The organism is Citrobacter sp. Cpo065, from assembly GCF_030332805.1.
GTDB classification, from domain to species: Bacteria; Pseudomonadota; Gammaproteobacteria; order Enterobacterales; family Enterobacteriaceae; genus Citrobacter; species Citrobacter portucalensis.
The window spans coordinates 123,138-136,260 of the sequence record NZ_JAOWHC010000029.1; the positions used below are offsets into that span (position 1 = coordinate 123,138).

At 51.8% G+C, this 13,123-nt stretch carries 11 protein-coding genes; 9 read left to right on the forward strand and 2 right to left on the reverse strand.

The annotated features are described in order from the left end of the window. Positions 1–98 precede the first annotated feature (98 nt). From bolA to fadM, 9 genes are all read left to right on the forward strand, one after another. Positions 99–416, forward strand: a complete 318-nt coding sequence (gene bolA / locus OGY68_RS06620; RefSeq protein ID WP_003021619.1) for a transcriptional regulator BolA — start codon at positions 99–101, stop codon at positions 414–416. A gap of 344 nt (positions 417–760) precedes the next feature. Next, positions 761–2,059 carry a trigger factor gene (gene tig / locus OGY68_RS06625; protein WP_003021622.1) on the forward strand — a complete coding sequence of 433 codons (1,299 nt, stop codon included), beginning with the start codon at positions 761–763 and terminating at the stop codon, positions 2,057–2,059. A 247-nt stretch (positions 2,060–2,306) separates the two neighbouring features. After that, entirely contained in the window at positions 2,307–2,930 is a 624-nt protein-coding gene (clpP, locus tag OGY68_RS06630) for an ATP-dependent Clp endopeptidase proteolytic subunit ClpP (RefSeq protein WP_003021624.1), read from the forward strand. 126 nt (positions 2,931–3,056) lie between these two features. Beyond that, positions 3,057–4,331 (forward strand): ATP-dependent protease ATP-binding subunit ClpX, encoded by a 1,275-nt coding sequence (gene clpX, locus OGY68_RS06635; RefSeq protein WP_003831013.1) that lies wholly within the window; start codon positions 3,057–3,059, stop codon positions 4,329–4,331. 184 nt (positions 4,332–4,515) lie between these two features. Then, positions 4,516–6,870 carry an endopeptidase La gene (gene lon, locus OGY68_RS06640; protein ID WP_003831014.1) on the forward strand — a complete coding sequence of 785 codons (2,355 nt, stop codon included), beginning with the start codon at positions 4,516–4,518 and terminating at the stop codon, positions 6,868–6,870. Between the two features lie 190 nt (positions 6,871–7,060). Continuing rightward, positions 7,061–7,351 (forward strand): nucleoid-associated protein HU-beta, encoded by a 291-nt coding sequence (gene hupB / locus OGY68_RS06645; protein ID WP_219352570.1) that lies wholly within the window; start codon positions 7,061–7,063, stop codon positions 7,349–7,351. Between the two features lie 268 nt (positions 7,352–7,619). Further along, positions 7,620–9,494, forward strand: coding sequence for a peptidylprolyl isomerase (gene ppiD / locus OGY68_RS06650; protein ID WP_003831016.1), 1,875 nt, complete (start codon positions 7,620–7,622; stop codon positions 9,492–9,494). A gap of 146 nt (positions 9,495–9,640) precedes the next feature. Next, positions 9,641–10,015, forward strand: a complete 375-nt coding sequence (locus OGY68_RS06655; protein ID WP_048235972.1) for a helix-hairpin-helix domain-containing protein — start codon at positions 9,641–9,643, stop codon at positions 10,013–10,015. A gap of 106 nt (positions 10,016–10,121) precedes the next feature. Further along, positions 10,122–10,520, forward strand: coding sequence for a long-chain acyl-CoA thioesterase FadM (gene fadM / locus OGY68_RS06660; RefSeq protein WP_003021636.1), 399 nt, complete (start codon positions 10,122–10,124; stop codon positions 10,518–10,520). 105 nt (positions 10,521–10,625) lie between these two features. On the opposite strand, the gene queC is transcribed toward fadM, so the two are convergent. Further along, positions 10,626–11,321, reverse strand: a complete 696-nt coding sequence (gene queC / locus OGY68_RS06665; protein ID WP_003021638.1) for a 7-cyano-7-deazaguanine synthase QueC — start codon at positions 11,319–11,321, stop codon at positions 10,626–10,628. A gap of 65 nt (positions 11,322–11,386) precedes the next feature. Next, a complete protein-coding gene (locus OGY68_RS06670) occupies positions 11,387–13,087 on the reverse strand; it encodes an SgrR family transcriptional regulator (RefSeq protein ID WP_048214789.1) in 1,701 nt (566 codons plus the stop codon). Positions 13,088–13,123: the final 36 nt, after the last annotated feature.

The following is a 13,123-nucleotide window of genomic DNA, read 5'->3' on the forward strand; positions in this document are numbered from 1 at the left end:
GCGCTAATTTTTTGTTGCTAAGGTGTAATGAAAACGGTAAAAGCGGCTAGTATTTAAAGGGATGGGTGACATCTCAGCGTTGTCGGAGGAAAAATTTCATGATGATTCGTGAGCAAATAGAAGAAAAATTAAGGGCAGCGTTCGAACCCGTGTTCCTCGAAGTTGTGGATGAAAGCTATCGTCACAATGTCCCGGCTGGTTCTGAAAGCCACTTTAAGGTTGTACTGGTTAGCGATCGCTTTACAGGTGAACGTTTTCTTAATCGTCATCGGATGATTTACAGCACGTTAACGGCGGAGCTTTCCACAACCGTTCATGCGCTTGCCCTGCATACCTACACTATTAAGGAGTGGGAAGCGTTGCAGGATACGATTTTTGCATCGCCTCCGTGTCGTGGAGCGGGAAGCATCGCGTAAAAACGGATTTGCAACAACCGACGCTTTTCCAGTATGTTGCTACAGATTATGTGAAAACGGCCTGCGGGCCGTTTTGTTTTGTCTGAATTCTGGGGCAGTCGTACAGTATTCAGACAAAAATTAGCCGGGAATTGTGAAAAAAGCCGCAGCAACGCGCGATAACCGTTCTCGACTCATAAAAGTGATGCCGCTATAATGCGCGTCTTATTTTTCGGAATGTCTTCGGGATGATTCTGACGACAGGGAATGTGATTGCTTATGAGAACATCCCAGTTCCGCGAAGCCAACAACCTGTGCTTGCGGAGAAGAGTTGACCGAGCACTGTGATTTTTTGAGGTAACAAGATGCAAGTTTCAGTTGAAACCACTCAAGGCCTTGGCCGCCGTGTAACGATTACTATCGCTGCTGACAGCATCGAGACCGCTGTGAAAAGCGAGCTGGTCAACGTAGCGAAGAAAGTGCGTATTGACGGTTTCCGCAAAGGAAAAGTACCGATGAATGTTGTTGCTCAGCGTTATGGCGCGTCTGTTCGCCAGGACGTTCTGGGTGACCTGATGAGCCGCAACTTCGTTGACGCGATCATCAAAGAAAAAATCAATCCGGCTGGCGCACCGAACTACGTTCCGGGCGAATACAAACTGGGTGAAGATTTTACTTACGCGGTAGAGTTTGAAGTTTACCCGGAAGTTGAGCTGACTGGCCTGGAAGCAATCGAAGTTGAAAAACCGGTTGTTGAAGTTACCGACGCTGACGTTGACGTAATGCTGGACACCCTGCGCAAGCAGCAGGCTACCTGGAAAGACAAAGACGGCGCTGCTGATGCAGAAGACCGTGTAACCATCGACTTCACCGGTTCTGTAGACGGCGAAGAGTTCGAAGGCGGCAAAGCGTCTGACTTCGTACTGGCGATGGGCCAGGGTCGTATGATCCCGGGCTTTGAAGAAGGCGTTAAAGGCCACAAAGCTGGCGAAGAGTTCACTATCGACGTGACCTTCCCGGAAGAGTACCACGCTGAAAACCTGAAAGGTAAAGCTGCGAAGTTCGTTATCAACCTGAAGAAAGTTGAAGAACGCGAACTGCCAGAACTGACTGAAGAATTCATCAAACGTTTCGGCGTTGAAGATGGTTCCGTAGCAGGTCTGCGCGCTGAAGTCCGTAAAAACATGGAACGCGAGCTGAAAGGCGCTGTGCGTAACCGCGTTAAGTCTCAGGCGATCGAAGGTCTGGTAAAAGCTAACGACATCGACGTTCCGGCTGCTCTGATCGACAGCGAAATCGACGTTCTGCGTCGTCAGGCTGCACAACGTTTCGGCGGCAACGAGAAACAAGCTCTGGAACTGCCGCGTGAACTGTTCGAAGAACAGGCTAAGCGTCGCGTAGTTGTTGGTCTGCTGCTGGGCGAAGTGATTCGTACCAACGAACTGAAAGCTGACGAAGATCGCGTTAAAGGCCTGATCGAAGAGATGGCTTCTGCTTACGAAGATCCGAAAGAAGTTGTTGAGTTCTACAGCAAAAACAAAGAGCTGATGGACAACATGCGTAACGTCGCTCTGGAAGAGCAGGCTGTTGAAGCCGTTCTGGCGAAAGCGAAAGTGACTGAAAAAGCCACTTCCTTCAACGAACTGATGAACCAGCAGGCGTAATTCGTCGCTTTTTTAGCTCGAATTTCGTACGCAAGCCCGTCACCTTTTGGTGGCGGGTTTTTTTTTGTCACGCATTTTGCATGGGAAGAGTGCGAAAACAGCGTTTCAGTGTTAGCGTTACAACAAAAGATTGTTATGCTTGAATTATGGCGATGTCGTACCCATTACTGAGGGACTAGCTGATAATCCGTCCATAAGGTTACAATCAGCACAGCAGGTTTTTTCAAATTTTATCCAGGAGACGGAAATGTCATACAGCGGCGAACGAGATAACTTTGCACCCCATATGGCGCTGGTGCCGATGGTCATTGAACAGACCTCACGTGGTGAGCGCTCTTTTGATATCTATTCTCGTCTACTTAAGGAACGCGTCATTTTTCTGACCGGCCAGGTCGAAGACCATATGGCTAACCTGATCGTGGCGCAGATGCTGTTCCTGGAAGCAGAAAACCCAGAAAAAGATATCTACCTGTACATCAACTCCCCTGGTGGAGTGATCACTGCCGGGATGTCTATCTATGACACCATGCAGTTTATTAAGCCGGACGTCAGCACCATTTGTATGGGCCAGGCGGCCTCAATGGGCGCGTTCCTGCTGACCGCCGGGGCGAAAGGCAAACGTTTTTGCCTGCCTAACTCTCGCGTCATGATCCACCAGCCTCTGGGCGGTTACCAGGGCCAGGCAACGGATATTGAAATTCATGCCCGTGAAATCCTGAAGGTAAAAGGGCGCATGAACGAACTTATGGCGCATCATACGGGTCAATCTCTTGAGCAGATTGAACGTGATACCGAGCGCGATCGCTTCCTCTCCGCTTCTGAAGCGGTAGAGTACGGTCTGGTTGACTCGATTTTGACCCATCGTAATTAATGCCCAGTGCGCAGGTGTGCCGCTATAATTACCTGGAGCGGCACAACGCTGACTAGCGTCTTGCGCCTGAGAATGGCATTTGCGTCGTCGTGTGCGGCACAAAGAACAAAGAAGAGGTTTTGACCCATGACAGATAAACGCAAAGATGGCTCGGGCAAATTGTTGTACTGCTCTTTTTGCGGCAAAAGCCAGCATGAAGTGCGTAAGCTGATTGCCGGTCCATCCGTGTATATCTGCGACGAATGTGTTGATTTATGCAACGACATCATTCGCGAAGAGATTAAGGAAGTAGCACCGCACCGTGAACGCAGTGCGCTGCCGACGCCACATGAAATTCGCAACCACCTGGACGATTACGTTATCGGTCAGGAGCAGGCGAAGAAAGTGCTGGCGGTCGCGGTATACAACCATTACAAACGTCTGCGCAATGGCGACACCAGCAATGGCGTCGAGTTGGGCAAAAGTAACATCCTGCTGATTGGCCCGACGGGTTCCGGTAAAACGCTGCTGGCTGAAACGCTGGCGCGCCTGCTGGACGTTCCGTTCACCATGGCTGATGCCACCACGCTGACCGAAGCCGGTTATGTGGGTGAAGATGTTGAAAATATTATTCAGAAACTGTTGCAGAAGTGCGATTACGACGTGCAGAAAGCACAGCGTGGGATCGTCTATATCGATGAGATCGACAAGATTTCTCGTAAGTCTGATAACCCATCTATTACCCGTGACGTTTCCGGCGAAGGCGTACAGCAGGCGCTGTTGAAACTGATCGAAGGGACGGTTGCTGCCGTTCCGCCACAGGGTGGTCGTAAACATCCTCAGCAGGAATTCCTGCAGGTTGATACCTCCAAGATCCTGTTTATCTGCGGTGGTGCATTTGCCGGTCTGGATAAAGTGATTGCTAACCGTGTTGAAACCGGCTCCGGCATTGGTTTTGGCGCAACGGTAAAAGCACAGTCTGATAAAGCCAGCGAAGGTGAACTGCTGTCGCAGGTCGAACCGGAAGATCTGATCAAATTTGGTCTGATCCCTGAGTTCATCGGTCGTCTGCCGGTTGTGGCAACACTGAGCGAGCTGAGCGAAGAAGCGTTGATCCAGATCCTCAAAGAGCCGAAAAACGCCCTGACCAAGCAGTACCAGGCGCTGTTCAATCTTGAAGGTGTCGATCTGGAATTCCGTGAGGAAGCGCTGGATGCGATCGCTAAGAAAGCGATGGCGCGTAAAACCGGTGCTCGTGGTCTGCGTTCTATCGTCGAAGCCGCGCTGCTCGACACCATGTACGATCTGCCTTCTATGGAAGACGTCGAAAAAGTGGTGATCGATGAGTCGGTGATTGGCGGTCAGAGCAAGCCATTGCTGATTTACGGTAAGCCGGAAGCGCAGCAGGCATCTGGCGAATAATTCATCAATTCATACAGACATTTAATTAAAAAGGGGGGATTTTATCTCCCCTTTTATTTTTCCGTAAACATGGCGTTGAATGTGTGGGAAACATCCCCATATACTGACATACATGTTAAAGGTGGTGTGAAGCACAGTCGTACCACCTGATTACCTGGCGGAAACTAAACTAAGAGAGAGCTCTATGAATCCTGAGCGTTCTGAACGCATTGAAATCCCCGTATTGCCGTTGCGCGATGTGGTGGTTTATCCGCACATGGTCATACCCTTATTTGTAGGGCGGGAAAAATCTATCCGTTGTCTGGAAGCGGCTATGGACCATGATAAAAAAATCATGCTGGTCGCACAGAAAGAAGCGTCAACGGATGAGCCGGGTGTAAACGATCTTTTCACCGTCGGGACCGTGGCCTCTATTTTGCAGATGCTGAAACTGCCTGACGGCACCGTAAAAGTGCTGGTCGAGGGGTTACAGCGTGCGCGTATTTCTGCGCTGTCTGACAACGGCGAGCATTTCTCTGCGAAAGCAGAGTACCTTGACTCGCCTGCTATTGATGAGCGCGAACAGGAAGTGCTGGTGCGTACCGCTATCAGCCAGTTCGAAGGCTATATCAAGCTGAACAAGAAAATCCCACCAGAAGTGCTGACGTCGCTGAACAGCATTGACGATCCTGCACGTCTGGCGGATACCATCGCTGCACACATGCCGCTGAAGCTGGCTGACAAGCAGTCCGTGCTGGAGATGTCCGACGTTAACGAACGTCTAGAATATCTGATGGCGATGATGGAATCTGAAATCGATCTGCTGCAGGTTGAGAAACGCATTCGCAACCGTGTGAAAAAGCAGATGGAAAAATCTCAGCGCGAGTACTATCTGAACGAGCAGATGAAAGCTATTCAGAAAGAACTCGGTGAGATGGACGATGCACCGGACGAAAACGAAGCGTTGAAGCGTAAAATCGACGCGGCGAAAATGCCGAAAGAGGCAAAAGAGAAAGCGGAAGCAGAACTGCAGAAGCTGAAAATGATGTCTCCTATGTCGGCGGAAGCGACTGTGGTGCGTGGCTACATCGACTGGATGGTACAGGTGCCGTGGAATGCGCGTAGCAAGGTCAAAAAAGACCTACGCCAGGCGCAGGAAATCCTCGATACCGACCATTATGGTCTGGAGCGCGTCAAAGACCGTATCCTTGAGTACCTCGCGGTTCAAAGCCGTGTAAATAAAATCAAGGGGCCGATCCTGTGTCTGGTTGGACCGCCGGGGGTAGGTAAAACCTCTCTGGGGCAGTCCATCGCGAAGGCAACTGGGCGTAAATACATCCGTATGGCGCTGGGCGGCGTGCGTGATGAAGCCGAAATTCGTGGTCACCGCCGGACCTATATCGGTTCTATGCCGGGTAAACTGATCCAGAAAATGGCCAAAGTGGGCGTTAAAAACCCGCTGTTCCTGCTTGATGAGATCGACAAAATGTCTTCCGACATGCGTGGCGATCCGGCTTCCGCACTGCTTGAGGTGCTGGATCCAGAGCAGAACGTGGCGTTCAGCGATCACTACCTGGAAGTGGACTACGATCTCAGCGACGTGATGTTTGTTGCGACCTCTAACTCCATGAATATTCCGGCACCGTTGCTGGATCGTATGGAAGTGATCCGTCTGTCCGGTTATACCGAAGACGAAAAGCTGAACATTGCCAAACGTCACCTGTTGCCGAAACAGATTGAGCGTAATGCGCTGAAAAAAGGTGAGCTGACGGTCGACGATAGCGCCATTGTGGGCATTATTCGTTACTACACCCGTGAAGCAGGCGTACGTAGTCTGGAACGTGAAATCTCTAAACTGTGCCGTAAAGCGGTGAAACAGCTGCTGCTGGATAAATCGCTGAAACATATTGAGATCAATGGCGACAACCTGCACGATTATCTGGGTGTACAGCGCTTTGACTATGGCCGCGCGGACAACGAAAACCGCGTTGGTCAGGTGACGGGGCTGGCGTGGACGGAAGTTGGCGGCGATCTGCTGACTATCGAAACCGCCTGCGTACCGGGTAAAGGTAAGTTGACCTACACCGGTTCTCTGGGTGAAGTCATGCAGGAGTCGATTCAGGCTGCGCTGACCGTGGTGCGCGCGCGTGCGGAAAAACTGGGTATTAACCCGGACTTTTACGAAAAACGCGACATCCACGTTCACGTACCTGAAGGGGCTACGCCGAAAGACGGTCCAAGTGCGGGTATTGCTATGTGTACTGCGCTGGTTTCTTGTCTTACCGGTAACCCAGTTCGCGCCGACGTGGCGATGACGGGTGAGATCACCCTGCGTGGTCAGGTTCTGCCTATCGGTGGTTTGAAAGAAAAACTGCTGGCGGCACACCGTGGCGGCATTAAGACGGTCTTAATTCCCGATGAGAACAAACGTGACCTGGAAGAGATTCCGGACAACGTAATTGCCGATCTTAATATTCACCCGGTGAAACGTATTGAGGAAGTTCTGACTCTTGCGTTGCAAAATGAACCCTCTGGAATGCAGGTTGTGACGGCAAAATAGTGACCTCGCGCAAAGAGCATTAATAAAAACAGGGCTGGCAGGCCATTTCGGGCTTGCCAGCCTTTTTTTGTATAGCTAATTTAGATAACGGATTGGGCTTGCCATCATTAACGGGTGTTGTAAGGGCATGGCAGGCCTGATATAACTGCTGCGCGGTCGCACTTTGAAGGATTCAGGTGCGATATAAATTATAAAGAGGAAGAGAAGAGTGAATAAATCTCAACTGATCGACAAAATTGCTGCAGGGGCTGATATCTCTAAAGCTGCGGCTGGACGTGCGTTAGATGCAATTATTGCTTCTGTTACCGAATCTCTGAAAGAAGGTGATGACGTAGCGCTGGTAGGTTTTGGTACTTTTGCCGTTAAAGAGCGTGCTGCCCGTACTGGTCGCAACCCGCAAACAGGTAAAGAGATCACCATCGCCGCGGCTAAAGTACCGGGCTTCCGTGCAGGTAAAGCACTGAAAGACGCGGTAAACTAAGTGATTTCCCCTTTGGGGATGTGACGAAGTACAAGGGCGCATCGACTGATGTGCCTTTTTTATTTGTAATTCCGGTACTTTCTACGCGTTGTGGGCTGACAATTGCCCCTGTTTCTTGTCACAATAGACCTTTGTGCGCAGCGTTCAGGAAACGCTATGCTGCGTGAAGCATATATACTCAAAATCCTTGTTGCCGTTGTTGTCATCAACGCGGGGGCAGCAGAGAGGATAACGCGTATAGTCATCTACAGCGGAGTGTGGTTACACCATGATGGACAGCTTACGCACGGCTGCTAACAGTCTCGTGCTCAAGATTATTTTCGGTATCATTATCGTGTCGTTCATTTTGACCGGCGTGAGTGGTTACCTGATTGGCGGAGGCAATAACTTCGCCGCCAAAGTGAATGGCCAGGAGATCAGCCGCGGGCAGTTCGAGAATGCGTTCAACAGCGAACGTAACCGCATGCAGCAACAGCTGGGCGATCAATACTCCGAGCTGGCCGCGAACGAAGGTTATATGAAAACGCTGCGTCAGCAGGTGCTGAATCGTCTTGTTGACGAAGCACTGCTGGATCAGTATTCCCGCGAGCTTAAGCTCAACATCAGCGACGATCAGGTTAAACAGGCCATTTTCGCCACGCCTGCGTTCCAGGTGGACGGCAAGTTTGATAACAACCGCTACAACGCGATTGTCAATCAAATGGGAATGACTGCAGACCAGTACGCTCAGGCATTACGTAATCAGCTTACGACACAGCAGCTGATTAACGGTGTTGCCGGTACGGACTTCATGTTGAAAGGCGAAACGGACGAACTGGCGGCGCTGGTCGCACAGCAGCGTATCGTGCGCGAGGCGACGATTGACGTTAACGCACTGGCCGCGAAGCAGTCTGTTACCGAGCAGGAAGTTGCCAGCTACTACGAGCAGAATAAAAACAACTTTATGACGCCGGAACAGTTCCGCGTGAGCTACATCAAGCTGGACGCTGCTGCAATGCAGGAGACGGCCAGCGATGCTGATATTCAGTCTTACTATGACCAGCATCAGGATCAGTTCACTCAGCCGCAGCGTAACCGCTACAGCATCATTCAGACCAAAACGGAAGATGAAGCCAAAGCGGTACTGGACGAGCTGAACAAAGGCGGTGATTTTGCTGCGCTGGCGAAAGAAAAATCTGCCGATATCATCTCTGCCCGTAAAGGCGGCGATATGGGATGGCTGGAAGATTCCACCACCCCGGATGAGCTGAAAAATGCTGGTCTGAAAGAAAAAGGCCAACTGTCTGGCGTAATTAAGTCTTCCGTTGGTTTCCTCGTTGCGCGTCTTGACGACGTACAGCCTGCGCAAGTTAAACCGCTGAGCGAAGCCCGTGACGAGATTGCGGCAAAAGTGAAGCAGGAAAAAGCGCTGGATGCGTACTATGCGCTGCAGCAGAAAGTCAGCGACGCGGCCAGCAATGATAACGAATCTCTGGCGGGTGCAGAGCAGGCTGCGGGTATGAAAGCGGTTGAAACGGGCTGGTTTAGCCGTGACAGCCTGCCGGAAGAACTGAATTTCAAACCAGTCGCTGACATCATTTTCAATGGTGGTCTGGTTGGTGAGAACGGTACGCCTGGCAGTAACTCCGATATCATCACCGTGGACGGCGATCGTGCGTTCGTGCTGCGTATTGCAGAGCACAAAGCCGAAGCCGTGAAGCCACTGGCTGAAGTGAAAGAGCAGGTAACTGCGCTCGTTAAGCACAATAAAGCAGAGCAGCAGGCGAAGCTTGATGCCGATAAACTGCTGGCGGATCTGAAAGCCGGTAAAGGCGATGAAGCGATGAAAGCGGCGGGTCTGAGCTTTGGCGAGGCGAAAACGCTGAGCCGTACGGGTCAGGATCCGCTAAGCCAGGCTGCCTTTGGTCTGAGCCTGCCGGCGAAAGACAAACCGAGCTACGGCGTCGCGAACGACATGCAGGGTAATGTTGTTCTGTTGGCGTTGGACGAGGTGAAAGCCGGTTCTATGCCTGAAGCGCAGAAGAAAGCGATGGTTCAGGGGATCACTCAGAACAACGCGCAGATTGTCTTCGAAGCGCTGATGAGCAACCTGCGTAAAGCCGCAAAAATTAAAATCGGTGATGCGCTGGAACAGCAGCAATAACCGAGGCAGTTCGCAAAAAATTGCAAAAAGTTGTATCTACCAAAGGCCGCTTTCGCGGCCTTTTCCATTTCTGATATTTGCCGTTTGTCTGCCGTTCTGCACCTCGCTATCGTGATTCCACTGTTAACAAACAAGGAGAAAACAGTATGAAACATGGAATCAAAGCTCTGCTTATCACTCTTTCATTGACCTGCGCTGGTATGGCCCAAACCGCATTGGCGGCTGAGCCTGTCGCCAAAAGCCAGGCGACTCAAACCAAAGCGGAAAACCCAGGGGCGGCACAAAGCAAAGCCACACTGCCCGCTAAAGCAAGCGACGATGAGGGCACCAGGGTAAGCATCAACAACGCTTCTGCGGAGGATTTAGCGCGTGTCATGAATGGCGTGGGTCTAAAGAAAGCGCAGGCGATTGTGAGCTATCGTGAGGAGTACGGGCCGTTTAAAACGGTGGACGATTTAAAGCAGGTGCCGGGCATGGGCAGTTCACTGGTTGAGCGTAACCTGGCAGTTTTAACACTTTAATAACTTGCAGAGCGCTGAAAGTTTGCCAGACTGTAGAGGTCATACCAGTTATGACCTCTTTACCCAAAAATCTGTTCCTATAAAAACAACGTAAGGCTCCTGCGCTATGCAAACACAAATCAAAGTTCGTGGTTTTCATCTTGATGTCTATCAGCACGTTAACAATGCCCGCTATCTGGAGTTTCTGGAAGAGGCCCGCTGGGATGGTCTGGAAAACAGCGACAGCTTTCAGTGGATGACCGCACACAACATCGCTTTTGTGGTTGTGAATATTAATATCAACTACCGACGACCTGCGGTGCTGAGCGACCTGCTGACTATCACCAGTCAGGTTCAACAGTTAAATGGCAAAAGTGGCGTGTTAAACCAGACCATTACCCTGGAGCCGGAAGGGCAGGTGGTGGCAGACGCGCTGATTACGTTCGTCTGTATTGATTTGAAAACGCAAAAAGCGTTGCCGCTGGAAGGGGAGTTGCGCGAAAAACTGGAGCAGATGGTGCAGTAGTGGCTGCGACTGCCGGAAGGCGACGCTCAAGCGTCTTATCCGGCCTACAAGAGTTGCTGCAACTGCATGTGGGCCGGATAAGCAAAGCGCCATCCGGCAATACAATCACTTTAACCCGGTTTTCTGCTTCATTGCCGCCATCACTGCTGGTTTATCCGCCAGATAATGGTTCAGGCCGTTGGCACGCAGATTACACGCCGCACAGTGACCGCAACCGTCACCTTTGATGCCGTTATAGCAGGTCAGCGTTTCTTCGCGTACCAGGTCCAGCTTGCCCCAATAATCGGCCAGTGCCCAGGTTTCGGCTTTATCGATCCACATTAGTGGGGTTTCAAAGCGAATATCTTTCGCCATCCCCAGGCTTACAGCATGGTTCAGGGCTTTAACGAACTCATCGCGACAGTCCGGATAGCCGGAGAAGTCGGTCTCACAAACGCCGGTAATGACCGCCTCTGCCTGCACCTGGTATGCGTAAATTGCTGCCAGCGTTAAGAACAGAATATTGCGTCCAGGCACAAAGGTATTGGGAATGCCGTTCGCATCCGGTTCGTAATCGGGTACCGGAATGTTATCGCGGGTCAGGCTGCTGACAGCCAGTTCACTGAGCAATGTGACATCAAGCACTTTGTGCGCGCGCGCGCCAAGTTTTAAGGCCAGGTCACGTGCGACATCAATCTCAGCGCGATGGCGCTGACCATAATCAAAGGTCACGCAGTGCACTTCATCATACTGATGCAGCGCTTGCGCCAGACAAGTCGTGGAGTCCTGACCTCCACTGAATACAACAACGGCACGTTTCATGGCTTTTCCTGACAAAATAACGAAGCCCTTATGGTAGCGCCTGGGCGTGCCGTCGACCAGCTTCTTCACGCTGAAGGAGGTGGCAGCCAGGCTTCGGTAAACTCGAACCAGCCACGAGGATTCAGGCGTACGCCGTTCACGCCCGGTGGCGCGCTGATGCGATAGTGATAATTGAACAGTGGCGTCAGGGTAGCGTCATGCATTAGCGTGGCGAAAACTTGTTGTAAAGCCGCGTGGCGATCGTCCTCATCGGCCTGAATTTGAAGGGCATCCAGGGTCGTTTGCAAATGTGTGTATGCTGGCGCATTCAATACATGTGACCAGAGCTGATCGCAGCGCAACCACTGTTCGAGAGTATATTCAGGTGCCTCACCAATCAGCCTGTCGCCCATCATCAGGTCGGCCTGGGCTAAGGGATGATCGCCATCCCAGTTTTTAGCATTATGAAAAATAAGCGTTAATTCACAGCCGAGCAGCGCCAACGCCTGGCGAAGCTGTTCAGCCATAGCGTGAAGTTCTACCGGCAGGTGATAAGCCAGCGTCAGCTTTTCCGGTAATGCCACCTCGTCGAGTTCATCCCATTGCGGGATAGTCCATCCGGGGAGCAGTGCATTGCTTGGCGTGATCAGATTTTCATCCACTTCAAGCGTTTGTAGCAGGGAAGAACGGTGGATGATATTGATTAGTCTACGGGCCTGCTGCGTATTCAGGCGCGCGCTTTTTCTGAGCGTGAGATAGCAAAAACCAAGACTGATCCCGCTGCTTACCTGGCTTAGCATAGGCAACTCTTCGGGTTTACCAATCGCAATTTGCACCGGATGGCGACAGCTGGTGCCCAGATCCTGGGAGAAGAGCTGCGGGGTTATCCAGTATTCAATGGCTTTTAGCAGCGGATGACTCAGATGGTAGTGATCGTGACTCTCGATACGCACCAGCTCAGGAGTAAACAGCGTCAGCCGGAACGGGCCGGTACCCACAAACGGGTGCTCAGGATGCGCCAGGTGACTGCTGTAGCTTGCCAGACGGTGCGCCAACCAGAAGTCGGGACGATGCAGAATAAAGGTCAGACACTGGGGATGCGTCACCTCAATGCGCTTTACGCTGATAAACAGCTTATTCAGCGCGGGGAGTTCTAACAGCTTCAGCAACTGCTGATGTAGCTGTGTGCTGCTGACCGCATCGCCGTTATGCCAGTACAGGGTGGAACGAATATAGAAATCCCAGCGCAGGCCGTCAGCGGAGATATTCCAGTGGTGGGCTAAGTCTCCACAGGGACGTTGCGTAGTGCTGTCAAACCGGGTCAGGCCAGAGAAAACTTGTCCAGCGAGGTGTTGCTCCGCGCGACCGGGGAGAAACCCGGGGTGCAAGGGGTCGAGCGGGCGGTAATAGGGTATACGCAGGGTTGGCGTGTCGTTTTGCCACTGACCGCCCATAAACGGTTGTAACAGTGTTCTTAATTCACCCGGTGCCAGCTGAGCCAGTTCCAGTACGCTAAGCTGCTCGCCCTTTTGCAGCGCCTGTTCCATCATGGTGTTGCGCAGTGAATCTGGCGTCACTAAAAACCGCAGCTGCCCGCGTTTCCCGCGCCCCGACTGGGCATGCCACTCCAGCCAGCCTGCATCCTGCGCTTGCTTTAGCAGGGTACGCACATGGCGTTCGCTACAAAAACAGCGTTCGGCCAGTTCCCCGACGGTCACCGACTGCGGTTCGCCGTTCGAGGGCAGCCACAGGCGTTGGTACTGGTTCAGGCGATTAAGCAGACGCATTGATACTTTTTCCTTCAGGATGTTCGTTAACGGTTT

Bases quoted from the DNA above. Each gene is read 5' to 3' on its own strand.
- queC (WP_003021638.1), bottom strand. From the start codon at position 11,321: ATGAAACGTGCCGTTGTTGTATTCAGTGGAGGTCAGGACTCCACGACT.
- clpP (WP_003021624.1), top strand. From the start codon at position 2,307: ATGTCATACAGCGGCGAACGAGATAACTTTGCACCCCATATGGCGCTG.
- clpX (WP_003831013.1), top strand. From the start codon at position 3,057: ATGACAGATAAACGCAAAGATGGCTCGGGCAAATTGTTGTACTGCTCT.
- lon (WP_003831014.1), top strand. From the start codon at position 4,516: ATGAATCCTGAGCGTTCTGAACGCATTGAAATCCCCGTATTGCCGTTG.
- tig (WP_003021622.1), top strand. From the start codon at position 761: ATGCAAGTTTCAGTTGAAACCACTCAAGGCCTTGGCCGCCGTGTAACG.
- fadM (WP_003021636.1), top strand. From the start codon at position 10,122: ATGCAAACACAAATCAAAGTTCGTGGTTTTCATCTTGATGTCTATCAG.
- OGY68_RS06655 (WP_048235972.1), top strand. From the start codon at position 9,641: ATGAAACATGGAATCAAAGCTCTGCTTATCACTCTTTCATTGACCTGC.
- OGY68_RS06670 (WP_048214789.1), bottom strand. From the start codon at position 13,087: ATGCGTCTGCTTAATCGCCTGAACCAGTACCAACGCCTGTGGCTGCCC.
- bolA (WP_003021619.1), top strand. From the start codon at position 99: ATGATGATTCGTGAGCAAATAGAAGAAAAATTAAGGGCAGCGTTCGAA.
- ppiD (WP_003831016.1), top strand. From the start codon at position 7,620: ATGATGGACAGCTTACGCACGGCTGCTAACAGTCTCGTGCTCAAGATT.